At 35.4% G+C, this 25,847-nt stretch carries 18 protein-coding genes, 2 rRNA genes and 1 pseudogene; 6 read left to right on the top strand and 15 right to left on the bottom strand.

Translation table 11 applies throughout. The features are described 5' to 3' along the window. The first annotated feature begins 219 nt into the window (after positions 1-219). The 3 genes from H1X92_RS06270 to H1X92_RS06260 all read left to right on the top strand — a co-directional run bounded on the left by H1X92_RS06270 (position 220) and on the right by H1X92_RS06260 (position 3,498). Entirely contained in the window at positions 220-1,203 is a 984-nt protein-coding gene (locus H1X92_RS06270) for a hypothetical protein (protein ID WP_180559343.1), read from the top strand. A gap of 118 nt (positions 1,204-1,321) precedes the next feature. After that, positions 1,322-2,464, top strand: a complete 1,143-nt coding sequence (locus tag H1X92_RS06265; protein ID WP_370520674.1) for a DUF4056 domain-containing protein — start codon at positions 1,322-1,324, stop codon at positions 2,462-2,464. 236 nt (positions 2,465-2,700) lie between these two features. Continuing rightward, the gene (locus H1X92_RS06260; protein WP_180559341.1) at positions 2,701-3,498 is read left to right on the top strand and encodes a protein bax; all 798 of its coding nucleotides are present in this window, start codon (positions 2,701-2,703) and stop codon (positions 3,496-3,498) included. A 133-nt stretch (positions 3,499-3,631) separates the two neighbouring features. Here the strand turns inward: H1X92_RS06260 and gntU are convergent, their stop codons facing one another. Next, positions 3,632-4,993, bottom strand: coding sequence for a gluconate transporter (gntU, locus tag H1X92_RS06255; RefSeq protein WP_180559340.1), 1,362 nt, complete (start codon positions 4,991-4,993; stop codon positions 3,632-3,634). Then, complete coding sequence (gene gntK, locus H1X92_RS06250; RefSeq protein WP_180559339.1) at positions 4,990-5,532, bottom strand: gluconokinase; 543 nt, start codon at positions 5,530-5,532, stop codon at positions 4,990-4,992. The genes gntU and gntK overlap by 4 nt, the downstream gene beginning before the upstream one ends. A gap of 385 nt (positions 5,533-5,917) precedes the next feature. Here gntK and zur point away from each other — a divergent pair, with 385 nt between their 5' ends. After that, positions 5,918-6,382 (top strand): zinc uptake transcriptional repressor Zur, encoded by a 465-nt coding sequence (gene zur / locus H1X92_RS06245; RefSeq protein ID WP_180559338.1) that lies wholly within the window; start codon positions 5,918-5,920, stop codon positions 6,380-6,382. Between the two features lie 210 nt (positions 6,383-6,592). On the opposite strand, the gene lexA is transcribed toward zur, so the two are convergent. Together lexA and H1X92_RS06235 are read right to left on the bottom strand one after the other, a co-directional pair. Then, entirely contained in the window at positions 6,593-7,207 is a 615-nt protein-coding gene (lexA, locus tag H1X92_RS06240; protein WP_180559337.1) for a transcriptional repressor LexA, read from the bottom strand. A gap of 101 nt (positions 7,208-7,308) precedes the next feature. After that, positions 7,309-7,683 (bottom strand): diacylglycerol kinase, encoded by a 375-nt coding sequence (locus H1X92_RS06235; protein WP_180559336.1) that lies wholly within the window; start codon positions 7,681-7,683, stop codon positions 7,309-7,311. A gap of 123 nt (positions 7,684-7,806) precedes the next feature. On the opposite strand from H1X92_RS06235, the gene plsB reads away from it, so the two are divergent. After that, positions 7,807-10,257, top strand: a complete 2,451-nt coding sequence (gene plsB / locus H1X92_RS06230; protein ID WP_180559335.1) for a glycerol-3-phosphate 1-O-acyltransferase PlsB — start codon at positions 7,807-7,809, stop codon at positions 10,255-10,257. A gap of 96 nt (positions 10,258-10,353) precedes the next feature. On the opposite strand, the gene ubiA is transcribed toward plsB, so the two are convergent. The 3 genes from ubiA to pgi all read right to left on the bottom strand — a co-directional run bounded on the left by ubiA (position 10,354) and on the right by pgi (position 13,637). Further along, entirely contained in the window at positions 10,354-11,172 is an 819-nt protein-coding gene (ubiA, locus tag H1X92_RS06225) for a 4-hydroxybenzoate octaprenyltransferase (RefSeq protein ID WP_370520675.1), read from the bottom strand. Positions 11,173-11,242: 70 nt separating this feature from the next. Next, entirely contained in the window at positions 11,243-11,776 is a 534-nt protein-coding gene (ubiC, locus tag H1X92_RS06220; protein WP_180559334.1) for a chorismate lyase, read from the bottom strand. 211 nt (positions 11,777-11,987) lie between these two features. Beyond that, the gene (gene pgi, locus H1X92_RS06215; protein ID WP_180559333.1) at positions 11,988-13,637 is read right to left on the bottom strand and encodes a glucose-6-phosphate isomerase; all 1,650 of its coding nucleotides are present in this window, start codon (positions 13,635-13,637) and stop codon (positions 11,988-11,990) included. A 269-nt stretch (positions 13,638-13,906) separates the two neighbouring features. Here pgi and lysC point away from each other — a divergent pair, with 269 nt between their 5' ends. Beyond that, on the top strand, positions 13,907-15,286 hold the full coding sequence (gene lysC, locus H1X92_RS06210; protein WP_180559332.1) for a lysine-sensitive aspartokinase 3: 1,380 nt from the start codon (positions 13,907-13,909) through the stop codon (positions 15,284-15,286). 70 nt (positions 15,287-15,356) lie between these two features. Here lysC and H1X92_RS06205 read toward each other — a convergent pair whose 3' ends face one another. The 8 genes and pseudogenes from H1X92_RS06205 to H1X92_RS06170 all read right to left on the bottom strand — a co-directional run. Then, positions 15,357-16,721 carry an SEL1-like repeat protein gene (locus H1X92_RS06205; RefSeq protein WP_180559331.1) on the bottom strand — a complete coding sequence of 455 codons (1,365 nt, stop codon included), beginning with the start codon at positions 16,719-16,721 and terminating at the stop codon, positions 15,357-15,359. 722 nt (positions 16,722-17,443) lie between these two features. Next, positions 17,444-18,292 (bottom strand): hypothetical protein, encoded by an 849-nt coding sequence (locus H1X92_RS06200; protein WP_180559330.1) that lies wholly within the window; start codon positions 18,290-18,292, stop codon positions 17,444-17,446. 297 nt (positions 18,293-18,589) lie between these two features. Beyond that, complete coding sequence (locus H1X92_RS06195) at positions 18,590-19,474, bottom strand: hypothetical protein (RefSeq protein WP_180559329.1); 885 nt, start codon at positions 19,472-19,474, stop codon at positions 18,590-18,592. Between the two features lie 549 nt (positions 19,475-20,023). Then, positions 20,024-21,748: a bifunctional isocitrate dehydrogenase kinase/phosphatase gene (gene aceK, locus H1X92_RS06190; protein WP_180559328.1), complete on the bottom strand. Its 1,725-nt coding sequence runs from the start codon at positions 21,746-21,748 to the stop codon at positions 20,024-20,026. Positions 21,749-21,824: 76 nt separating this feature from the next. Next, a pseudogene (gene aceA / locus H1X92_RS06185) lies at positions 21,825-23,134 on the bottom strand (isocitrate lyase). 58 nt (positions 23,135-23,192) lie between these two features. Continuing rightward, positions 23,193-24,791, bottom strand: a complete 1,599-nt coding sequence (gene aceB, locus H1X92_RS06180; protein ID WP_180559327.1) for a malate synthase A — start codon at positions 24,789-24,791, stop codon at positions 23,193-23,195. 399 nt (positions 24,792-25,190) lie between these two features. Further along, a 5S ribosomal RNA gene (gene rrf / locus H1X92_RS06175) occupies positions 25,191-25,306 on the bottom strand. Positions 25,307-25,486: 180 nt separating this feature from the next. After that, positions 25,487-25,847 (bottom strand): 23S ribosomal RNA (locus H1X92_RS06170); the annotation flags it as partial.

The following is a 25,847-nucleotide window of genomic DNA, read 5'->3' as shown; positions in this document are numbered from 1 at the left end:
ATATAATCTGAATGCTTTTAACTACAAAAACTGACCATAATTAAAAAATTAGACAATAATTTATATTTCTACAATTTTATAGGATATGCAATGCGACTAACAAAAAAATATTTAATAAATAATAATATAGCTGCGTCACTCCCTTAACCAAAATCAGCTATTCCCGTTTGCTTACTCTACTTTTCAAACATTTTACATATCAAATGGTGTCTTTAATCAATGAAATCTATTCGCCTTTATAAATTATTGTTACTAATAATGACTTTTACTCTGCCATACTCGAGTTTCGCACAAGAGCGACCATTATTATCAATCACAGTCAATGAGTCCTCTTATCAGCAGCAACGCGATGATGATCTATCCCGGCCAGCGGTACAGAGCGAGTCTCGTATTTTGCCAATTTGGGGTAATGAAGCACGAGCTCGTGGTTATGATCTACCTGAACCATTTGGTATTGGTTATGGCTATATGAACCTACGGCAGGACGTAGTCGTAGATAAAATTAATTTTATCTCACCAAAATACCCAGGATTTTCTGATTTAATAACAATAAATGCCGGCCATACCCGCGAGAAAAATGAATCGCATATGTTAAAATTAGATACTTGGGTATTACCTTTTTTAAATATATATGGCGTTTATGGCAAAACCAAAGGTTCCTCGAAAACCAAATTGGCTGGCGTTTATTTGGGGGATGCAGAACTAGATTTTGCACGAAATATGCCTTTCGTATTAGATTTTGAAGGGAAAACCTACGGTGGTGGCGTGGTTCTAGCTGGTGGCTACAAGCAATTCTTTGCTACTTTAGATGCTAATTATACGCGTACTAACCTTGATATTTTAGATGGGGATATAAGTGCGTTAGTTATTACGCCGCGCATCGGCTACGAGTTTACTTTTCAGCCTTTATTATCAGGACAAGGCAATACCAAAGTACATGTATGGGTAGGTGCTATGTATCAGGATATAACTCAACGCTTTAAAGGCAATATTAGTAATCTGAATTTACCTGAAGAATTCGCCGGATTAGTTAAATTGCTTGATGATCCTAATATGAAATTTGATGTTAAACAACATCTTGCGCACAAATGGAATAGTACGATGGGTGCTAGAATCGAAATTACTCGTCACTTTAATATTTTAACTGAGGTGGGATTTAATAATCGCAATAGTTTTTATATCTCGGGCGAATTTCGTTTTTAAATAAAATAATATTACTCATTAAGTTGATTGATTTATGTACTTCTGGCTTATACCATCAATCTTTAAAAAAGATAATTCAGTTAAACAGTACAGATTGCTGTATGTGAAAGATTGGAGGTTGAATTTGAAATTATTTGTTCAGATTATCTGCCTTTGCATTTTCTTAATCGGTTGTAAAGAAAACGCAACAACTTCAATAACCATACAGCCAGTACTCAAAACAGAAACTCACGAAGAAGCACACAGGGTTTGGCCTGTTATGCAATCAATAACACCACCGCAAGGCTTAAGACCTTGTTGTGCTTTTGGTTATAATCTCAAAGTTAAACTTTGGCAAATACCAATCCCTTTTTATCGAATTGAAAATATTGTTGAAGCAAACAAACTAGGTGAACATCATTATAATGATAGCTTTTGGGGGACATTAACAGCCCTTAGCGGACTTAGTAAAGAAAAATTAGGCATTCTTTATACAGAAAAAGGAGGGTTTATTGACATTGCCCATGTAAAAGATACTGCAGATTATACCCTATATCTTTTTACTGAAATTTTTGCTCATCTGGGAGAAAATTATCAAATACAACTGGATGATGAATTAGCTACCCGCAAAATACAACTTTTTGCCACCAAACCATCAACTTCCTATCTTGAACGTTATACACTAAGTGCTTACCTCGCGGCTGAGTTAGCATTTGAATTAGCTGCCTGGCATGAAATTGCTCAAAGTTATGGCTATGAATCTGTACCTGGTTTTTCTGAATGCATTTCCGCTTTTTCACCTGAAGATCTCTATTCCAACTTGTTAGGCGCTCGTCTTGCCCTGACACTAATTTTACAAGGTCAAGCAAGTTCAGTATCACAATCTAGTACTGCTATGGCTAAAATATTACCATTAGCACTAAAAGAATTAGGTGCTTACACTAAAAAAGAAACCCAACAAATGTTCGATCAGGAAGATAATCTATGGTGGAATAGCAAAATGCATGTACCTGAAAAATTTCTGTTGCTAAAACGAGACTATGAAACCAGTAGTACACGTATGCCAGTCATGCCACCTAAAAATATCCAACACGGACACAAACTGTCACTTCCTCAGAATTATAAACATTATAATTTATCCCAATTTGCGCAACTACAACTGTGGCCAACAAAATATTCTACTGTGTTACCCGCTAAAAATGGTTACTGGACGCGTGAAGACTTTTCACAAATAGCGAAATTTACTGAAATTCGCGATAATTTAGCGCTAAAGCAGCAATAAAATGATTAATTTATGCTAAAAATAGAGTAGTTCACTAATTAATTAATTAAATTTAACTTTTTTATATATTAAAAAATGCAACTTATTGTAAAATAAAAATAATATTATTTTTCATTAAAAATAACAAATTAAAACTAAAATATAACTAATATATGGCTAATAATGAGTAGCACTTGTTAAATTTATCTGCTAGGATTTGTGCAATTTTTGTTCAACTTGAAACGAGGAGAAGCGCCATGCCCTCTCGAACGATGAGGACTAACGCCGTCTTCGCTTTCTTGATGTTATTGTTATCAACTAGTTTTAGTTATTCATCAACCAGTACGAGTTTGTCTCTAAATGAGTATTATTACAAACCTGTGCAGACAAAAGAACTAACTCGTCTGCCTGATATGCGCAAATACCCATCAGGAGCAGCTCGCAAGAAAGCGTTTTTAAAAGCAATTGTCCCAATAATTGAAAAATACAACTACAAGATCATGAAAGATCGTCAGTGGTTATTATCCAAGCGTTACAATAAAAATTGGAATGCAGCCGATAAACAACGACTAAATCAGATTTGTACCAGTTATAATATACAATGCAGTTCCCCTGCTAGCTTAAACTGGAACAATCTGCTAAGTCGTGTAGATATTATTCCTACCCATTTTGTTGTTACCCAAGCAGCAACAGAATCAGGTTGGGGAGCTTCTGGCTTAGCACAGAAAAATAATAACTTGTTTGGCATGAAATGCGGTCGTAAGTGTACCTATAGCAAAGGTACCATCAAAGGCTATGCGGTATATTCATCTGTCGATGCATCTGTCTATGCATACTTAAAGAATTTGAATACTAATAATGCCTATCAATTATTACGCAATTCACGCGCACAGCAGCGTAGAACTCAGAATTCATTAAATACTAGTGTATTAATTGATCATCTGAAAAACTACTCACAACTTGGAAGAGAATATAATCGTTATTTACAACAGATGTTCTCTAGTAACGAAGAATTAATCACCCAAGTTCAACAGAATATGCCAAAACATATTTGATCGACTTTGCTGTAATAATTACTAAAAATAAAATCCATACATAATAAATGTATGGATTTTATTATTTTTTTAATATAAACACACTGATCCCTAACAGAATAGCATCATTTAAAATTCGGTTTATTCGCTAGCATCAAAGAAAAACAAAAAATAGCATCCCTATAATCGCACCAACTGTCCCTAGAATGGTTTCCATTAAAGTCCAAGTTTTTAATGTTTGGCCCTCGCTAGCACCAGTAAATTTACTAAATAACCAAAACCCAGAGTCATTTACGTGGCTTAGTACAATTGATCCGCCAGAAATACAAACTGCCAAAGCAGCTAATTGAGCGCCAGAATAACCTAACTCACTGATAACCGGCAATATAAGCCCAATAGTTGTTAAACAAGCTACCGTCGCTGAGCCTTGAATAATACGTACAGCAGCCGCTAAGACAAAACAAGCCAATGCGATTGGTAAACCAGTATTCATTAACGCATTACCTAATACTGGCCCAACACCTGAATTTACTAAAACTTGCTTAAAAACGCCTCCAGCGCCTGTTATGAGTAAAATAATTCCTGCCGGTTGGATCGCTGCGGAGCAGATTTCCATCACTTTTTCTCTATTCATACCATAGCGAAACCCTAAACCATAGATAGCAAATAGACAAGCTAACAGCAATGCTATAAATGGGTGGCCAATAAACTCTAACCATTGCTCTGCAACAGAATCTTTTACCAAAAAATAATTACTTAATGTTTTCAATCCTACCAACGCTAAAGGAAATAGTACGATTAATAAGCTGAATGTAAAACTTGGCATTTTTCCTTTTTTGCTCTTATTACCTTGATAATTTTCAGGTAACGCAATAAAAACATGTTGGCTAATAAAATTACCAAATAATGGGCCAGCGATAAGCATTGCAGGGATCGCTGCACATATGCCAATTAAAATCATCCAACCAAAATCAGCATTCATCTGAGATGCAACCAACATTGGCGTTGGGCCCGGAAGTAAAAATGCAGCAGCAGCAGCTACTCCAGCAAAGAGCGGGATAGCTGTTTTAACAACATTCCCGCCTAAACGGTTAGTAATGGTAAAAACAATACCAATTAATAATACTATGGCGACATCAAAAAAAAGTGGCAATGCACAAATTAATCCTGTAATACCTATAGCTAAATTAGTCCGCTTTTCACCAAAACAAGTTATTAATTTTATCGCAATTTGCTCTAATGCGCCCGTTTCATGGAGTATTCGTCCAAACATGGCGCCCAATGCCACAACAATTGCTAAGAATCCTAATGTTCCTGCCATACCTTCTTGCATTGTTTCTATAATTTTTTTAACCGGCATGCCAGAAAACAGTCCCGCTAAAATAGAAACTACCATCAATGCAATGAAAGCGTGTAATCTTGCATACATAACCAGAAACAACAATAAAAAGACTGCACCTGCTGCAGTCAAGGTCAATATCAGCATATTGAATGTTTCAGGAATAGGCGTGTTCATCTATTTTCCTTAGTAATAATTTCATCAATTAATTTTACTGTATTATCAATAACCTCAATTAATGGTGGCTTAATATCGATGACATACACATCTTTTTCATCATTACTGGGTACTTCCAAAGTGTCAAACTGCGAGACCAACATATTTGGTTTGAAAAAATGATTTTTACGCTTTTTTAATCGGCCTTCTATTAACTTAAAGTCTCCTTCAAGATAAAGGAATGACAGATGTTGATTTCCATCTCTTAAAATATCTCGATATTTTTTTTTCAAAGCGGAACAAACAATTAAAGAAACACTATTTGTTCTTTGCATAGCAAAAATAGCATCATTCAATGCTTTAAGCCAAGGCAGTCGATCAGAATCATTCAAAGCATGGCCAGCCGACATCTTTTCAATATTGGCACGTGGATGCAAAAAATCACCATCTAAAAACGCAGCTCCTGTTTTCTGAGCGATCCCACTCGCAACTGCAGATTTACCACTACCAGATACCCCCATCAGTATAAAAACATGGTGTATTTTTTTGGTATCACTCATTAAAAACTCCGTTAAAAATCAGGCAATATATAAAATCTTACTGATAATTATCAGTTATAAAAAAATAATATAATAGATTTGTGATAGGAATCTCAGTAAAGAGGCGGATCTGAGCACAAGTAAAACTCGTTATCGGTTTTATAGCTCTTAATATAACCAGCAATAATTAATATTAGTTCCGTTAGCTCGTTGAAATTAATCATTTTAATTACGATTGACTATATGTGCTATTTTCCAATTTAGTATCTATTTATAACAATAGAAAATAAAAAAACATTATTAGAAAATAGTAAAAGATATTATTTATTTTAGAACTATGGTAGATATCAAAAAGTATAAATATGATAATATCATTATTATAATGATCTTCACCTTAGGATAATTCATGACAAAGCAAGATCAGGAAAAAATACTGTCCCAAGCTAAGAAAATATGCCAAGCGCGTAACGTACGTTTAACGCCACAAAGAGAAGAGGTATTGCGCCTTGTAGCAGCTCAACCTTGTGCTATTAGTGCTTATGATTTGCTTGACCTACTTAGAATTTCTGAACCTCAAGCTAAACCACCAACCATATATCGTGGCCTAGAATTTCTCTTAGAACAAGGATTTATTCACAAAATAGAATCAACAAATAGTTATGTTATTTGTCATCATTTTGAGGATCCTAAACATACTTCAGTTATGTTAATTTGTGACAGTTGCGGCAGTGTCGCCGAAAGTAATGGTCAAACAGTAGAAACCGCTATTATAAAATTAGCCAAACAGACTGGTTTTCAGTTATCTCATACCGTTGTTGAAAGCCATGGACTATGCTCGCCTTGCTACAAAATCGAGAAAAAATCCTGTTAAAACTATGCATTATTAAGGTTAAATAGAGATACAAAGGCCAGGCGTATGAACAATCGGCCTTTATTAAAAAATCAATAAAAATTTAAAATATCTTACTTAATACTTATTAGTTATAAATCAAACAAACTAGAAAATAATAATATTTTTTTCAATAAATTAAACTGAATTAACTTAAAAAATTAATTAGATATAAAATGACTAAAAATTTGACTAAAATGAATCACTACTACGAATAATACCAACAGCGAGTCCTTCAATAGTTAAGTTTTGTGTCCGCAAATCCACAATAATTGGCTCAAATTCAGGATTTTCAGCAATTAATTCAACTTTACTACCCGCTTGCTTGAAACGTTTAACCGTCACTTCATCATCAATACGTGCAACAACAATTTGCCCATTATGTACCTGTTGTGTTTTGTGTACAGCAAGTAAATCACCATCCATAATTCCGATATTTTTCATGGACATACCATTAACACGCAATAAAAAATCAGCACTAGGTCTAAAAATAGTAGCATCAATCCGATAATGGCTTTCGATATGTTCTTGGGCAAGTAATGGTTCTCCTGCCGCCACCCGACCAATAAGTGGTAACCATTCATCCTCATTTTCTTCTTGTAGTAGCCGGATACCGCGAGAAGCACCGGAAACAATTTCGATCACGCCTTTACGTGCCAAAGCCTTTAAATGTTCCTCTGCTGCATTTGGTGAACGAAAACCTAAACTTGTTGCAATTTCAGCGCGTGTGGGAGGCATACCCGTTTGCGAAATGTGTTCACGCACCAGATCATAGACCTGCTGCTGCCTCAACGTTAATTCTTTCATTTCGCCCCCTATTTATTTGCATTCGCACATTGTCACTGTAAGTATATACAGTTATATCAAGATTTTAAACTGAAAAATGTGTAAAACCCTATTTTTTATAACTAGCTCACGAAATAATGATTACTGATCACAATTGCCCAAATAAAAATAGCTAACCAAATTGAAATAAAAACAGCCGCTGAGCCCATATCTTTTGCCTTACCAGAAAGTTCATGTAATTCTGTACCAATTCTATCAACCACTGCTTCAATCGCACTATTTAATAATTCAACAATAGCTATTAATACCACTGAACTTATAAGTAGTAACCGTTCAATCCATTGTACATCAAGGAAAAAAGCCACACTGATGGCAATAATCACCATAATTGCTTCTTGTCTAAAAGCGGCTTCACTCTTCCAAGTTGACCTTAATCCTTTGAGCGAATAACCGGTTGCTTTAATAATTCGGGTTAGTCCCGTTGTTTGATTTGCCATAAAATTTACTCTCTAGATATAGTTCTATATGGGATTTAGTATAATTATTATCTTTTAAACAGATATTAATTACTATTTCTGATATGCTTGGGTAGGATTCAAATAAGAGGCTATCGCTCATCTATGTCATTTTGGCGTAAAATTTACTACAATCTATTAGATTTACCAATGAAATTATTGGTAAAAAGTAAACTCATACCAGCAGATCCAATTAAAGAATTGCATCTTGATACGACACGTCCTTTTCTATATGTATTACCTTATCATTCTAAAACAGACTTATTGACGTTACGTCAACAATGTTGTTCTATTGGTTTACCTGATCCACTTGATCCGATTGAAATAGACGAAATTAAATTACCTGCCTATGTCTTTATCGATGATGGCCCGCGTGTCTTTCGTTATTATTCGCCAAATCCACGTAAAGATTCCGTAAAAACGTTTACGGCTTATCTTGATCTTCATTGCCATAATCCCGAACTAAACATTCAGATGCTACCCGTATCAGTGATGTTCGGTCGAGCACCTGGTCGAGAAGGCCACTCACCAGCGCCTCCGTTACGTTTACTTAATGGTATTCAAAAATTCTTTGCCGTTATCCGGTTAGGACGTGACAGTTTTGTTCGTTTTTCACCCACTGTCTCTTTGCGCCAAATGGCTGGCGAATATGGTACTGATAAAATTATTGCCAACAAACTTGCTCGAGTCGCCCGCATTCACTATTCACGGCAACGATTGGCAGCAGTTGGCCCCAAACTTCCTGTACGCCACGATCTATTCAATAAGCTGTTAACTTCAAAAGCAATTGAAAAAGCAGTTGAAGATGAGGCTAAAGCAAAAAAAATCTCACTAGATAAGGCAAAACATAATGCGATTGCCATGATGGAAGAAATTGCCGCTAATTTTTCCTATGAAGCGATCCGTATTACTGACCGCGTACTTAGTTGGACATGGAATCGACTTTATCAAGGAATTAATGTGCAACATGCCGAACGTGTACGCCAATTAGCGCAAGATGGCCATGAAATTGTCTATATTCCTTCTCATCGTAGTCACATGGATTATCTATTGCTCTCTTACGTACTTTATCATCAAGGCTTAGTTCCTCCTCATATCGCCGCTGGTATCAATCTTAATTTTTGGCCTGCTGGCCCAATTTTTCGTCACTTAGGTGCTTTTTTCATTCGCCGCTCCTTCAAGGGCAATAAACTTTACTCCACCATATTTCGTGAGTATCTCAGTGAACTGTTTGCTCGTGGTTATTCAATTGAATATTTTGTCGAAGGCGGCCGCTCTCGAACAGGCCGACTACTGGAACCAAAAACTGGCACGCTGTCAATGACCCTACAAGCAATGCTACGAGGTGATTCACGTCCAATTACCATTGTCCCTATTTACATTGGCTATGAGCATGTATTAGAGGTTGCTACCTACGCTAAGGAACTAAAAGGGGCAGCAAAAGAGAAAGAAGGATTTTTTTCAATGTTAAGAGGTTTACGCAAATTGCGTAAACTAGGACAAGGTTATGTTAATTTTGGTCAACCGATTGCGCTAACACAATATTTGAATAAACATGTTCCAGAGTGGCGTCAATCTATTGATGCCATTGAGCCCCAACGTCCAACATGGCTAAATTTAACCGTGACTCGGCTAGCTCATAAAATTATGGTTAGAATTAACAACGCCGCTGCCGCTAATGCGGTAAATTTATGTTCAACGGTGTTGTTAGCCTCACGCCAGCGTGCATTAACCCGAGAACAACTGATTGAACAAATAGAATGTTACCTTCAACTATTAAGAAATGTGCCTTATAGTGGTGATAGCACGACACCAAATAAAACTGCCGAGCAGCTATTAGAAGACGCATTGCAATTGGATAAGTTTGAAGTCGAACATGACAGTATGGGTGATATTGTCGTATTACCACGTGAAAATGCAGTATTGATGACCTATTATCGAAACAATATTATGCATTTACTAGTTTTGCCTTCCTTAGTAGCCAATATCGTATTGCATAATGAAAATGTTCAACGTCAGGAAATTGGTTATCAAGTTGCACTCATCTATCCATTCTTAAAAGCAGAACTCTTCATGCGATATAGCATTGAAGAATTGCCTGAATCTATCGATATTCTGTTGGATGAATTGGCACGCCAACAACTAATACTATTAACAGCAGAAGGTTTTGTAACTATCAATCCAGCTCGTATTCGCCCTCTTCAGCTTTTAGCTGCTGGTATTAAAGAAACGCTACAGCGCTATGCAATTACACTTTCGCTACTCAGTACCATACCTGAAATTAGCCGAGGAATACTAGAAAAAGAGAGCCGTATTCTCGCTCAACGTCTGTCTGTACTGCATGGTATCAACGCCCCAGAATTCTTTGATAAAGCTGTTTTTTCCACACTGGTAAATACATTAAAACAGGAAGGTTATATTAATAGAGAAGGTGATGCGATTATCAGCGCAAATGTACAACGACTTTATCGTATTATCGCTAAGTTAATATCTCCTGAGGTTTGTTTAACCATTGAAGGAGTCAAACACGTTACTCATGAGCCATTGCCTGAATAAATCATCTTTATATCAATATAGTAACGTAAAACGATTTAGACTGAAATCGCCCAAAACCACACTCAGGATAATCACTTGAGATTATCCTTTTTTTAATTAAAAATAATTTAATAAGATACCAATAAATAATACCAACCCCACATAATTGTTATTCATAAATGCTTTAAAACATAATGCTGGTTGACGATTGGCAATGAGTTTTTGTTGATGGATAAATAAGCCTACTACGAATATCAAACTAGCAAAATAAGGCACCCCCAAATCTAGCTGTTGCCCTATATAAAATAACAGCAAAACCATAGCTAATTGTAAAATACCAATAATCAATTTATCAAAATGAGCAAAAATAATTGCGGTTGATTTTATTCCAATTTTAATATCATCACTACGATCAACCATGGCATACTGGGTATCATAAACAATAGACCAAATGATATTAACCAGAAATAATAACCAACACTCCAAAGGTAAGGACTCACTAACTGCTGCATACGCCATTGGAATTGACCAACCAAACGCAGCACCCAGAACAATCTGTGGAAAATGGCTAAATCGTTTGATAAATGGATAAATCCAAGCTAATAATAACCCAATCACCGATAACCAAATAGCCATTTGATTTAAGGCCAACACTAATATAAATGCGATAATAACCAATGAGAAAAATAGCGTCTTAGCTTCTTTTTCTGTTACCTCACCATTTGGCAGAGGGCGCTCTCGGGTTCTGGCAACATATCCATCAAATTTTCTATCCGCAAAATCATTAATAACACAACCAGCGGCACGCATTAAAAAGACACCCACAGTAAAAACCAACAAAATAAAAAGATCTGGTAACCCTCGGCTTGCTAACCATAATGCCCAATAAGTAGGCCATAGTAATAGTAAAATACCTATCGGTTTATCAATACGCATTAAGCGAAAATAGGCTCGCCATTTATTCAATTTCAACGTCGTTTGCCCTGCCAATCTATTTATCTCCTTATTATTTTGTATAGATAGGTGAATCTGGCAAAAAAAGTTCAGTTAATAGTAAAGGCTTAGCCGATAATCTTAATAACGAACGCCTTACCCAACAATTATTCTGTATGCCTAAATTAATATAATCACGAGTTAAATTATTTCTACTAAACAAATGGTGTCCTAATGGCACATTGCCTAAATTTATTAACTCACATTCAGGACCCGTCAATGTCTCTTCTGGGATCACTGTCCGCCCATATAACCATGGGCAACCATCACCAAAAAGTACGACTTCACGTAACCAATAGCGCTGGCTATTAGGCAAAAGTTGAGCTTCTTCGTCCTGACTATCTAATAAAATAAAACCTTCTTGATAAGGTTTTACCGTGACGTGCTGACAATAGCGAGCAAGACGCTGAGTCATTGAACCTAATTCGGTTAACCAATTATATATTGGATCCGGTACGTTAATTTCTTGTGCAGAAAACCAATTAATCGATTGATTGCAAAAAAGTGACTGATTTTTTATATGGCTTATTTTTACAGCTACGCCCATAGAATACTTCTCTCATTCTATCTGGAAATTTAAAATAGAAGATATCATGTTAATAATGAATGAAATGATAGGATCTACTAATTTATATAAAAAGTTATCCCTGATTGCAAAATTTTTATTAATTTTGCAATCTTTATATTAGCAAGAAGTGATCTATCTGGCAGTTTATTTACTATAACCAAAACCTGCTGTTACAGACTTTGGTAAAAAATTATTGGCGCCAAGCTTTAAAACAATTAATCAATCCATTGGTAGAGGTGTCATGACTATCAATTTTAGCCTGAGTTGCCAACTCAGGTAGAATACGACCGGCTAATTGCTTACCAAGTTCGACACCCCATTGGTCAAAACTAAAAATATTCAATATAGCACCTTGCACAAAGATCTTGTGTTCATACATTGCAATCAAAGCACCTAATGTATAAGGCGTAATTTGATTAACGAGGATAGAGTTAGTGGGACGATTACCTTGGAAAACTTTATAAAGCGCAACATAGCCCATTTTAGCCGGATCTTGGCCGGCAGCTTTAAATTCTTCGTCCACTTCAAGCCGATTTTTGCCAAATGCTAACGCTTCTGTTTGAGCAAAAAAATTAGACATTAATTTGTTATGGTGATCACTTAATGGATTATGACTAATAGCAGGTGCAATGAAATCACAAGGAATAAGTTTGGTACCTTGATGGATCAACTGATAAAACGCATGCTGACCATTAGTTCCTGGTTCACCCCAAATAATAGGCCCCGTTTGATAACTCACTTTTTCGCCATTACGATCTACATATTTACCATTTGATTCCATATTGCCTTGTTGAAAATAAGCGGCAAATCGATGTAAATATTGATCATAAGGTAAAATGGCCTCGGTCTCTGTAGCAAAAAAATTATTATACCAAATACCAATTAACGCTAATATTACTGGAATATTATGCTCAAAAGCCGTCTCAGCAAAATGGCGATCCATTGCATGAGCGCCACTTAGTAATTGCTCAAAATTATTAAATCCGATGGAAAGAACAATCGAGAGACCAATAGCAGACCACAAAGAGTAACGACCGCCAACCCAATCCCAGAATTCAAACATATTTTGGGTATCGATGCCAAATTTAGCCACTTGTTGTTCATTGGTTGATAAAGCAACAAAATGTTTTGCGATCTGACTCTCATCCTCCGCGACATCTAAAAACCATTTTCGGGCAGTTAGGGCATTAGTCATTGTCTCTTGGGTGGTAAACGTTTTAGAGGCAATTAAAAATAATGTTGTTTCAGGTTTAATTCTTTGCAATGTTTCAGCAATATGGCTGCCATCTATATTGGAAACAAAATGCATATTTAAATGATTTTTGTAAGGTCTAAGTGCTTCTGTCACCATATATGGGCCAAGATCAGAACCACCAATACCGATATTAACAACATCTGTTATTGCCTGACCAGTGTATCCTTTCCAATCACCATTAATGACACGCTCACTGAAACAACGCATTTTATCTAACACAGCATTAACTTGTGGCATAATATCAACACCATCAAGCTTTACTGGGCTATTGCTACGATTACGTAAAGCAATATGCAAAACGGCTCTATCTTCAGTTCTATTGATTTTCTCGCCAGAGAACATACTATTAATTGCACTGCTTAACTTTGTCTCTTTTGCTAAATCCAGTAATTTATGCAAGGTGTCATCAGTTATTCGATTTTTAGAAAAATCAACCAAGATTTGGTCATTAAAAGTGAGTGAAAACTTAGCAAAACGGTCAGCATCATTAACAAAAAGATCACGCAGATGGATATCTTTTATTGTTTGATAATGTTGTTCTAATTCGTGCCATGCTGCTGTTAGACTTGGATTAATGTTTTCCATTGAAATACTCTCTATCTTTCTTCAAATCAGATTTGCAACTATTAATGATTGGATAGTAACTCATTCACACCATCAATTTAACTTCTTTTAATGCCTTCCGCTGGTTAATTTAATCACATCGTCGCATCATTGATCGAATATCGATCAAATTGATAATCTTTTTGTCATTATAAAAATTATTGATTTTGCTAAAAATAAATTGACCTTCAGACAATAACTCGATAAAGGTAGATTAATTGTTCGCCATTTAAATATATGGGGATAGCATTATGCACCCAGTTTATACCGTCTGCGCAAATAAAAAATTTATTATTGCCAAGTTTGGTGGCACCAGTGTCGCTAATTTTGATGCTATGTGTAAAAGTGCCGATATCGTTATTACAAATAAAAATGTGCGAATTGTTGTACTTTCAGCTTCGTCAGGCATTACCAATCTACTACTCAACCTTACTCAAGCGTATAATGACAATAGACGTAAGGCGCTATTAAAACAAATTAGTCAGCTTCAATACACAATAATGAATCGTCTAGATAATTCTGCTGACATTCAACCAACTATTGACCACTTACTGGAAAGACTTACTACTTTATCTGAAGTTACGGCCCGACAACCACTTACCGCACTAGAGATTGATGAAATTGTCAGCTATGGTGAACTGATGTCAAGCTACCTATTTGTTGAAATTCTACGACAAGCTGGAGTAAACGCAACCTGGTTTGATGTTCGTAATATTATGAAGACCAATGATAAATTTGGTAAAGCCGAACCCAATCAGCAACAATTAAAGCAACTAGCAGATAAATATCTACAACCTAAGCTACAAGAAAGCCTGATTGTGACTCAAGGTTTTATAGGCCAAGATGCGGCAGGCCGAACAACAACATTAGGGCGCGGAGGTAGTGATTACACCGCTGCACTAATCGCGGAAGCGCTATCCTTTACCCAGGTTGATATCTGGACAGATGTAGCGGGTATCTACACGACCGATCCGCGTATTGTTGCTAGTGCCAAATCGATTAGCGCTATCACTTTTAACGAAGCAGCCGAAATGGCTACATTCGGCGCCAAAATCTTACATCCTGCAACATTGTTACCCGCTATTCGAGCAGGAATACCCGTCTTTGTCGGTTCAAGCCAAATGCCAGAAGAAGGTGGCACCCTTATCTGCACCAGTACCGAGAAACTACCTCAATTTCGAGCACTAACTCTACGACGAAAACAGACACTCCTCACTTTGCATAGTCTGAAAATGCTCCACGCGCGCGGATTTCTTGCTGAAGTATTCACACTATTATCGCAACACCATATTTCTGTTGATCTCATTACTACATCCGAAGTGAGTATCGCTTTAACGCTGGATACCACCGGCTCTACCAGCACCAATGGAAATCTATTGACTGAGACTTTAATAACGGAATTAGCCAAATTATGTCGTGTAGATGTTGAGGAAGGGTTAGCACTCGTTGCCATTATTGGTAACAACTTATCGCAAATAAATGGTCTAGGAAGTCAAATTTTTAGCGCACTAGCGACTTATAATATTCGTATGATCTGTTATGGCGCTAGTAGTCATAATATTTGTCTACTGGTAGCCGATAAAGAAGCAGAAACGATTATTCAAATACTGCATAAAAATCTTTTTGAATAACCGAGATATTATCACCGCTTAAAATGACAAATTGAGCGGTGAGATTGACTTTTTGCCAATGAAAAGTTAGTTAGTCATATTTTTCTGATAATTTCAAATCTGTTGGCTTGATAACTAAACTCGTTTGTAGTCGTTTAAGATTTTCTTTAGCAGTAACATTATTAAGCTTTGCAGCAGTTGCAAACCACATAATAGCGCGGAAAATATTTTTTCTTAATCCCTGACCGGTAGCATATAAGACCGCTAAATTATTTTGTGCATCGGTCTCTTGTTTATAGGCAGCAGATAAAAACAGTTCACTGGCTTTTTGTGGATTTTTTTCAGTACCTATGCCATAAAAATAAAAAAGTCCCAGCTGATTTTTTACATGGGGTATTTTTTGTGCTGCTTTTTGCATTAAGCTAAATGCATTTTTAGGCTGCTTATTAATACCTTTACCAGCTAAATAGAGTTGCGCCAGTCGGTATTGCGCTTTAGCTTCACCACTATTTGCCATGATCTGATACAGTTGTGCCGCTTTAGTAAGATCTTTCTTTATACCAATGCCCTTTTCATAATAATAAGCGACTTTTAAACTTGCATCAGCATAGCCAGCATCCGCTAATACCTGATACCACTGCCTAGCTAAAATAGCATTCTGCTCTACTCCATAGCCATGTTGATAAAATTCGGCAAGATGATACTGTGCATCGATATGTCCTTGTTCTGCGGCTCGCTTATACCAATAAAAAGCCTGATAATTATTTTTTTCTAAATACTCTCCATCATCATAAATAAATCCCATATTATATTGAGCAATAGCATCACCGCTATATGCTGCACGCCGATACAATTCAATAGCATAAGCAGGATTTTTTTTAACCCCATAGCCTTTCTCATAAATCTGGGCTAAATTATTCAATGCACCTAAATCACCCAGATCAGCACTTTTCTCATACCACTCTCTGGTTTTCTTATAATCTTGACTAACACCAAATCCATTCTGGTATAAATATCCCAGAACAAATTGAGCATAAGCATCCTGCTGCAAGGCAGCTTTTTCATACCAATTTTTAGCTTGTTTATAATCTTTATCTACCCCTAATCCAACAGTATACATATAACCTAAACCAGATTGAGCATAAGGATCACCTTTGTTTGCACCCCGCTGCAACCAGGTTACCGCAGCTTTATAATCTTTTTTTCTTTGATTAATCACTCCCATATAATAAAAGGCATCGCTATTGCCTTCTTTAATTGCCTTTTCGAACCAAAAATTAGCTTTGCCAATGTCTTCTTGTATATCTTTTGAGCCATAAAGATATGTTATCGCAACATTCATTATGGCGTTCATCTCACCTTGCGAGGCTTTTTTTAATTGTTGGCTAAATGTGTCGTTTTTCTCTTGTTCAACAGATTGCGTATTAATTGCTATATTCATGTCAATTTGTGGCAAAACATCACTCTTTGCCAATGAAAAATTTAATAATATCAAGCAAGTTATAAATAATTTTTTTTCATTTAGTTCACTATCCAAATATTAATTTGAACCAAAAAACACGAGGATGAAAACTATATTATAAAACAGAAAATGTTAATAATATTTTTACATTTTTAAAATAAAATTACCCTCAACACTATTGTATTAAATAAATTTTATTCCTCTTCACACCTATTATATTCATCTTTACATCGCTTATTGACTAATTCATTACCGTAGCCAAATTAACTAAGCTAATTACCAAATTTTTTCTAATGAAACTGACTAACTCAATAAAAAATTTTTCTTTCCTTTCGTTAATTTTTTTAATTTTCTAAATAATCCAAACTTTATGTAATCAAATTAGAAATTGATAAAGTTGCCAGCAATTAAAATAATGAAAAAATAGCAAAAAAATAATCAAAACCTCTTATTTTATTATATGCTAATATTTGAAATTTTTTAGTTAAAACATCTAGCTATCTAAATAGTGGTAATTGCATAATTAAATATATTTAAATAAAAATAAAATTTAATTGTAATAAAAATGATTCTATTCTACTAAAAGGATATGTTCATTACTAAATAATCAGGAAAATTTATTAAAACATTTACAAATAGTTAACTAAATGGAACTGTTAAAACACTAATATTAATCAGTTAACCCTCTTTAAAGAGGATTAAAAAGTAAATTTAATTTATGTATCTTTATTTATTATATTATTACAATAGTCTACAAATGCACCTGGATTTATGACCAATTGCTTAGATAATACCGCTTCTACTTTATCCCTCATATCATTAAACTGTTTCTTTATTGCTATAGCTAGGTTTTCTGTTTTACTATCATTCGCTAATTCTGCAATAATTGGCGCATAATATATAGAAATACCACTAAAATAATCAAAACACTTCATTTTAGCCTTAATATAGGTTTGCAATAATTCTTGATTTTCAGCTAAGTTAACTAGTATTAATGAAGAAAAATCTGCTACCCCTAAACGCTTTTGATTACTTTTGGTAACACCCGCAATATTAAACTCTGTTTTTTCTTCATTATTAATCGTTAATTTAACATTATCCTTTATAAAATTAATAAGTTGTTTTTGTTCTATATCACTATTAGTCTTTAAAAATTGAGAACCATTCATTAAAGGTATCTTTAATGCATTATGTAATTCGACCATTGGATCATCAAAAATAGTAAAATTTTGACTAAATATATCCTTTACTGACAGCTTTATTTGATTATTGTATTCCCCAGCGATATCTATCTGAAAATCATATCGATGTTTTTCACCAGCAAGCTTAGCAAGCTGACTAAAGGCTAAAATTTTGTTGTAAGTTGTTTTAGGAATATTATTTGTAGTTGAATTAGATAAAATCTGTAACTGCTTTTCTATTTCACCTTTATGAAAAGGCGAGCCCCAATTGTTCATTGCTTGTGATAATTTATCAAAATCAGTCACTAACACTAACTTTGCTTTATCTGTCTCTATCTGTTGAATATGAAAAAAATTTTTAATACGTTCCAGAGTAACACCCATCAATATATCCTTAAAAATAGTTGTCCATGTCAATAAAAATACTCGGCTTAGCTATTTTACAGATATAAATAAAATGGCATTTATATTTAAAAGCCAAATTTTTATAAAAATAAATTTTACAATAATAAATTATTATTAATTATCACCTTACATTAATTTATTTTAAATAAAAATGAATTTGCATGATAGGAAGGTTATGCCGTGTTCAATAAGCAAAACATAACCCCCAAAAGAGTATATACTCATCAATGCTCTTTTGGGTAAAAACAATTTAAATCACCAATGTAAATACTATATTTACTTCATTAGCATATAACAATGTTCAATAATGTTTTCTGTATCTATATTCTTTTGATTAAATAAATTAAATAAGGTTTGCTCAGTATTCTCTCTAACTTTATCAAATTCGCCCTTTAAATTTTGTGCCATTTCAAAGGAATTATGGCAAGCTAGTTCAGAAAAAATTGATGATAAAGATGAAGCAGTCGCAGAAAAATAATCAAAACATTTCATTTTTGCCATAATAAAAGCCTGTAAGAATTGCTTATTTTCCATCAAATTTTGCCGTACCTCTAAAGAAAATTTAGCGATATCTAAACGTTCCTGATTTTTATCTTCAATCCCTTGCAGTCTAAAGCTTTGTGAATCATTATCATCTATAATCAATGCCAATTCTTTCTGCATAAAGGAATGGATCTCTTCTTCTGACATACTGCTTTTGGCAGCCAAATATTCAGAAGAATTTGTTAAGGGTACTTTCATTGCACAAAATAGTTCATACATCGGCTCGCCAAACCAGATAGATTCCTTATCCAATACATCTTTTACCGATAAAGTTATTTGGCTAAAACCATTATAGGAGTCAACCTTTGACATATCCAAATATGGAGAAAGTTGTATTTTAAAATCATTTCGATGTGTTTCACCTGCCAATGTAGCAAGCCTAATAAATGCTGATAGCTTAGCATAAACCGTTTCGGTATTATCAATAGATTGATGATGGGACAAAGTTTGTAAATGTCGCTCAACTTCATCTTTATCAGATGGATCACACCATTTTGTCATGGCTAAAGATAATTTATCAAATTTATTTGCTGTTGCCGGTTGTTCTGTTTTATTTGTCGAATTAACTGTAGAATTAAAAAAACTTTTAATACCATCAATGATATTTATATTACTCATTTACATCTTCTTAGAAATTAATTTCAATTAATTAAAAAAACGTCATATTTTCTCATTAAGAATGGTAACTTATTAAAATACGAATAATACCAGAAAACGATTCTCCAATAATCTGTTTAATTCCAAGTTAGGTTAATAATAAAATTAAAACTTATTTAATCAAATGTTTATATTACAAAAATAAATATTTTACTTTATGTCTGATTAATATTATTAAGCGATCAATTAAAAAAACAATTGGTTAATCATTGCTCAATAATAATTATATTTAACTAAAAAAATAGTATGTTTGAATAGATATTATTCAGTAAAAATTTTTTAATTAACAAAAAACAACTCCTCCGATGAAAATTTATTGCTATTTCGTTCATAATAAATAGAAATTTATTCTAACTGTGAGCCCTAATTACCTGAAAAAAACGACAATTAATAACAAAAAAACAAAATCAAAAGCTCTAATAATCGCATATCATTCGTCTCACAAGTTCAATCATTAAGTCGAGGTTTAACTCTATTTGAATATAGTATATATAACTGTATTTGCTTATATTAAAATGTGCGTTGACTAAACCTTTGCTTTACCGGATAAGCAAAAACATCGGCTATATACCCCTGACATATTTTATTTTGTAATGATTGCCAATATTCTGTACTAAATAGATCAGCATGATGCATTTCAAAATATTTTTTAATAACAGGATCATTACAAAGAAAATGGCGAAACTCTTCGGGAAATACATCATGTTCAGCAACACTATACCATGGTTCGTCAGCCATCTCTTGCTCCGGATAAAGCGGCTCTGGTATTTTACGAAAATTCATCTCAGTCATATAACAAATTTCATCATAATCGTAAAAAACCACTCGTCTATGACGAGTAACGCCAAAATTTTTAAATAACATATCACCTGGGAAAATATTTGCTGCAGCTAACTGTTTGATAGCATTGCCATAATCTTCAATGATCCATCTTAATTCTTCACCTTTAACTTGATCGGTATAAATATTCAGCGGGATCATCTTTCGTTCCATATAGAGATGACGGATCAAAATCTTATCGCCTAAATCTTGAAGTTTGGAGGGTATCTCACGCCATAATTCCGCCATCAATTCTTCACTAATATGTTTTTTTGCGATAACAAAATTTTCAAACTCCTGGGTGTCCGCCATTCTACCAACCCGATCATGCTCTTTAACTATCCGATAGCATGCTCTTACACGCTCCTGCGTAACTTGCTTTGGTGGCAAAAAGCGATCTTTGATCACTTTAAAAACTCGCTCAAAAGAAGGAGAAGTAAAAACTAGCATTACCATACCTTTGATTCCAGGCGCAATAATAAACTGCTCTTGTGAAAAGTTTATAAAAGCCAGATATTCTCGATAATACTCGGTTTTTCCATGTTTCTGACAGCCAATTGACATATACAATTCGGCAATAGACTTTCCTGGTAAAATATCTCTTAACCAAAAAACTAAGGCAGCAGGAAATGGAACATAGACCATAAAATAGGAACGGGCAAAACCAAATATAATACTGGCATTGTTATAATTAGTCAGACAAGTATCAACATAAATACCACCTTGCTCATTATTATGGATTGGCAATAAAAAGGGATAAACAATTTTACCAATCATTATTTTACCTACGACCCAAGCCGCTTTATTGCGATAAAATAATTCATTTGCTATTTCAAATTTGACGTCAGCTAATTGTTCAGCAGAAAATGTCTTTTTAAGATAGTTAACTATATAATTCACATCTCTTGGTAAATCTTCCCAAGCTATACGAAATGGAATATCTATTAAAATATTTTCTATTGTTTTTTTAAGTCCCATATGAATAGAAAAACAGCGGGATAACGGACGCGGGGTATCACAAAAACGATTTACTGGCTGTGAAGTAAAAATAAATAAATTGGTAGGTGTCAAATCACAATGCTGAAATAATCGACAATAAACTGAATTAAAAAAACTTTCTGCAATTTCAAAACGTGGGTAATCTTCTAACAGTCTGATATAAAACTGCTTAATTTCAGCTAATAATGGCTTAGTAAACTCAGTAGTTAAATTCATCTGTCCAAGTTGTTTAACAACTAAATCAACATGATGATCATATAGATTAATTCGCTTTTTCATCGCTTCTTGTACACCATGCCAATCAGCATCCTCAAAACGTTGCTGGGCACTTGATGTTACCTCCAAAAAACGGCCATACTGCGCATCAAAGCCTTGTAAAATTGTCTCGGCAATTAACTCTGCTGAGCTTAAGGTCATAAATGGCGCCCTCATTTCGGCAAATTAAACTTTACTAGCATCAAATCCATCAGGCTAAGTAACATAAGCAGTATATTTAAAACTGCTGTTCTTCAGTTGATCCTGTTAGTGCCGTAACAGAAGAAGTTCCACCTTGAATAATAGTTGTTACTTTATCAAAATACCCCGTGCCAACTTCCTGCTGATGGGAGGAAAACGAGTAACCCTGCTTAGCTGCTGCAAACTCCTTTTCCTGAATTTTCTCAACATAATGTCTCATTCCTTCACCTTTTGCATAGGCATAAGCTAAATCAAACATGTTAAACCACATACTATGAATACCAGCCAAGGTTATAAATTGAAATTTATATCCCATTTCAGATAACTTTTCTTGAAAACAGGCAATGGTTTTATCATCTAGATTTTTCTTCCAATTGAAAGATGGAGAACAGTTATAAGCCAACAGCTTATTAGGATATTTAGCATGAATAGCCTCGGCAAATATTTTAGCTGCACCTAAATCTGGTGTTGATGTCTCACACCAGATCAAATCAGCATAAGGTGCATAAGCTAAGCCGCGACTAATGGCTTGTTAAATTCCTGCCTGAGTGCGAAAAAATCCCTCTTGCGTCCGTTGCTCGTGAATGATGAATTTTTCATCATAAGGATCGCTATTTGAGGTCAGTAAATCTGCCGCTTCAGCATCGGTACGAGCTATCAAAACCGTTGGAACACCACAAACATCAGCCCCCAAACGTGCTGCAATTAACTTTTGAATAGCTTCATGTGTCGGCACCAATACCTTACCACCCATATGGCCGCATTTTTGGCAGCAGCGAGCTGATCTTCAAAATGCACAGCTGCAGCACCTGCTTCAATTAATGCTTTCATAAGTTCAAAAGCATTCAATATGCCACCAAAACCTGCCTCCGCATCAGCAACAATTGGTAGAAAAAAATCAATATATTTAGCATCATCTGGATTTATATTATTTGCCCATTGAATTTGATCGGCTCGACGAAAGCTATTATTAATCCGCTTGACAACTTCAGGGACTGAATCAACAGAATAAAGCGATTGATCTGGATACATATTCGCAGCAGAATTAGCATCAGCTGGCACTTGCCAACCCGATAAGTATACTGCTTCTATACCTGCCTTTGCTTGCTGCAACGCCTGACCACCGGTTAATGCACCTAGCGCATTGACATAATCTTTCTTTGATTTGCCATTAATTAATTGCCAAAATTTATCTGCACCATTGCGCGCTAATAAATAATCAGGATTTATAGAACCGCGTAATTTAACAACATCTTCTGCACTATAATTGCGAATAATTCCTCTCCAACGGGGAGAAGAACGCCATTCTTCCTCAGGTTGAGCAATCTGTTGTGATCTGGTCGTTATCATTGTTATCTCCCCACATACGAGTTAATTAGATATTAAATAGCTAAAATATTTTCTTTCAGTTAAGTTGCTGGTAACCCGCCAAGGTCAAAAATTCGATCAACTCATCCTGAGTGGTAATAGAGATCATCAATTCCACTGCCTCCCGAAAACGACCATGTTGAAAACGAACATCACCTAGCTCTTGCTGAATAGTGTGTAACTCTTCATCCAACATATCTAAGAACAATTCTTTTGTTACTTTTTGTCCATTAGATAATCGTTTTTCATGACGGATCCATTGCCAAATAGAAATACGCGAAATTTCCGCAGTTGCAGCATCTTCCATTAATCCATAGATCGGCACGCAGCCATTTCCAGAAATCCAAGCTTCAATATATTGAACCGCAATGCGAATATTCGCTCTCATACCCGCTTCAGTACGCTTACCACGACAAGGCTGTAATAATTGTTCAGCTGTAATAGGTTCGTCATTCTCACGTATAACATCTAGTTGATTTTTTCTTCCCGCTAATTCCTCATTAAAAACAGAGATTGCAATATCCGCTAAAGCAGGATGAGCAATCCAAGTTCCATCATGACCATTTTTAGCCTCTAATTCTTTATCTGCTCTAACCTTCGCCCATACTGCTTCATTCTGTTTTAGATCTTTAGTTGGAATAAAAGCCGACATTCCTCCCATAGCAAAGGCACCACGACGATGACAAGTCTTAATTAGTAAACGGGAATAAGCATTTAAAAAAGGTTGTGTCATTGTTACTACCTGCCGATCCGGTAGTACCCGATCACGGTATTCTTTTAGCGTTTTAATATAACTAAAAATATAATCCCAACGACCACAATTAAGTCCAACAACGTGATGACGCATATAATAAAGGATTTCGTCCATTTGAAAGACGGCGGGTAGTGTCTCAATCAGTACAGTCGCTTTAATTGTACCCAGGGGTAACCCGTACCGTTCTTCGGTATAACTAAATACTTCACTCCACCATTGAGCTTCTTTATAAGATTCTAATTTGGGGATATAGAAATAAGGGCCGCTCCCTTTTTGCAATAATTTTTTATAGTTATGAAAGAAGTAAAGCGCAAAATCCAATAATGCCCCTGGAATTGCTTTTCCCCGATATAAAATATGTTTTTCAGGTAAATGTAAGCCTCGTACACGAGCCATCAAAACAGCCGGATCAGACTTCAATTGATAAACTTTGCCTTGCGGATTAATAAATGAAATAGTGCCATTAACAGCATCACGTAAATTAATTTGTCCTTCAATCAATTTTTCCCACGTAGGTGAAAGTGAGTCTTCAAAATCAGCCATAAAAACTTTTACATTAGCATTCAAGGCATTAATAATCATTTTACGTTCTACTGGACCGGTTATTTCGACTCGTCGATCAAGTAGATCCGCAGGAATACCTTGTATTTTCCAATCATCCCTCCTGATTGAAATAGTTTCTGTCATAAAATTCGGCAAAATACCTTGATCGATCTGTAGTTGTCGCTCAACCCTAGCCTTAAGTAAAACATCACAATTTTCAGCAAACTGCTCAACTAACGCTGTTAAAAAATCAACCGCGGCTGGTGTCAAAAGTTGTTCTTCTAGTACGCCAAATGGTTGCAAAAAAGTTAATTCATTGATCGCTGCCTGCTGATCCATAGAGTATCTCCTTTAATATAAGGTACACTTGCTAAAGACTATCTCAAAACCAGCAAAAATCAAAAACCCTTCCATTTTCAAAAAAAACATCTATTTTATTGAAAATAAAGGATTTATTGAAAAATATGATAAAGATAATTATCTCAAGTTAAGGCAATGAAAATGTTGCATATTTATTATATAAATGTGCATTTAATGGATTAAATGTAATATTACAAGAAGAAATAAGTGGAAAAACTTTTTAGCCTAGTTTTTTTAGTTTTTTCTCGATTCCTAGCAAATCAAAAAAATTTACAAATAAGATTTTCTAATTAATAAAAAACAAACTAAATTGTTTTACGATATAACTAGCCAAACGTCAAAAAGCCACCCTTAGGTGGCTTTTTAAACATAATTAACGTCTGGCAGCTCCCTACTCTCACATGGGGAGACCCCACACTACCATCGGCGCTACGGCATTTCACTTCTGAGTTCGGCATGGGATCAGGTGGCACCACCGCGCTATTACCGCCAGACAAATTCTTTTTTCGCTATCCTGTTTCGTTACGCTACTGCCTCGGGCGCTCATCTCGGCTGCCTCTCGCTATGCGCAGGCCATCTCGCCCGTTGACTTCTAGCGCCGTAACCGCTTACAGGCACCAATCTCTGAACAAGCTAAAATCTCTTCTCTCTTCTCAAAACACCTTCGGTGTTGTCAGGTTAAGCCTCTCGGGTCATTAGTACTGGTTAGCTCAACGTATCGCTACGCTTACACACCCAGCCTATCTACGTCCTCGTCTCGAACACCCCTTATAGGACATTACTGTCAGGGAAGACTCATCTTGAGGCAAGTTTCCCGCTTAGATGCTTTCAGCGGTTATCTCTTCCGCACTTAGCTACCAGGCGATGCCATTGGCATGACAACCTGTACACCAGTGGTGCGTCCACTCCGGTCCTCTCGTACTAGGAGCAGCCCCCCTCAATCTTCCTTCGCCCACGACAGATAGGGACCGAACTGTCTCACGACGTTCTAAACCCAGCTCGCGTACCACTTTAAATGGCGAACAGCCATACCCT

This window comes from Arsenophonus endosymbiont of Apis mellifera (assembly GCF_903968575.1).
Taxonomy (GTDB): Bacteria; Pseudomonadota; Gammaproteobacteria; order Enterobacterales; family Enterobacteriaceae; genus Arsenophonus; species Arsenophonus apicola.
The sequence above is the reverse complement of the archived record's forward strand: the minus strand, read 5'-3'. Positions and strand labels throughout refer to the sequence as shown.

What these genes read in the sequence shown, in the direction of transcription:
- zur (WP_180559338.1), top strand. Translation starts at nt 5,918, where the DNA reads ATGACAAAGCAAGATCAGGAAAAAATACTGTCCCAAGCTAAGAAAATA.
- H1X92_RS06200 (WP_180559330.1), bottom strand. Translation starts at nt 18,292, where the DNA reads ATGGGTGTTACTCTGGAACGTATTAAAAATTTTTTTCATATTCAACAG.
- aceB (WP_180559327.1), bottom strand. Translation starts at nt 24,791, where the DNA reads ATGGATCAGCAGGCAGCGATCAATGAATTAACTTTTTTGCAACCATTT.
- lysC (WP_180559332.1), top strand. Translation starts at nt 13,907, where the DNA reads ATGCACCCAGTTTATACCGTCTGCGCAAATAAAAAATTTATTATTGCC.
- ubiA (WP_370520675.1), bottom strand. Translation starts at nt 11,172, where the DNA reads ATGCGTATTGATAAACCGATAGGTATTTTACTATTACTATGGCCTACT.
- pgi (WP_180559333.1), bottom strand. Translation starts at nt 13,637, where the DNA reads ATGGAAAACATTAATCCAAGTCTAACAGCAGCATGGCACGAATTAGAA.
- H1X92_RS06260 (WP_180559341.1), top strand. Translation starts at nt 2,701, where the DNA reads ATGCCCTCTCGAACGATGAGGACTAACGCCGTCTTCGCTTTCTTGATG.
- H1X92_RS06195 (WP_180559329.1), bottom strand. Translation starts at nt 19,474, where the DNA reads ATGAGTAATATAAATATCATTGATGGTATTAAAAGTTTTTTTAATTCT.
- ubiC (WP_180559334.1), bottom strand. Translation starts at nt 11,776, where the DNA reads ATGGGCGTAGCTGTAAAAATAAGCCATATAAAAAATCAGTCACTTTTT.
- H1X92_RS06270 (WP_180559343.1), top strand. Translation starts at nt 220, where the DNA reads ATGAAATCTATTCGCCTTTATAAATTATTGTTACTAATAATGACTTTT.
- gntU (WP_180559340.1), bottom strand. Translation starts at nt 4,993, where the DNA reads ATGAACACGCCTATTCCTGAAACATTCAATATGCTGATATTGACCTTG.
- plsB (WP_180559335.1), top strand. Translation starts at nt 7,807, where the DNA reads ATGTCATTTTGGCGTAAAATTTACTACAATCTATTAGATTTACCAATG.
- aceK (WP_180559328.1), bottom strand. Translation starts at nt 21,748, where the DNA reads ATGACCTTAAGCTCAGCAGAGTTAATTGCCGAGACAATTTTACAAGGC.
- H1X92_RS06235 (WP_180559336.1), bottom strand. Translation starts at nt 7,683, where the DNA reads ATGGCAAATCAAACAACGGGACTAACCCGAATTATTAAAGCAACCGGT.
- lexA (WP_180559337.1), bottom strand. Translation starts at nt 7,207, where the DNA reads ATGAAAGAATTAACGTTGAGGCAGCAGCAGGTCTATGATCTGGTGCGT.
- gntK (WP_180559339.1), bottom strand. Translation starts at nt 5,532, where the DNA reads ATGAGTGATACCAAAAAAATACACCATGTTTTTATACTGATGGGGGTA.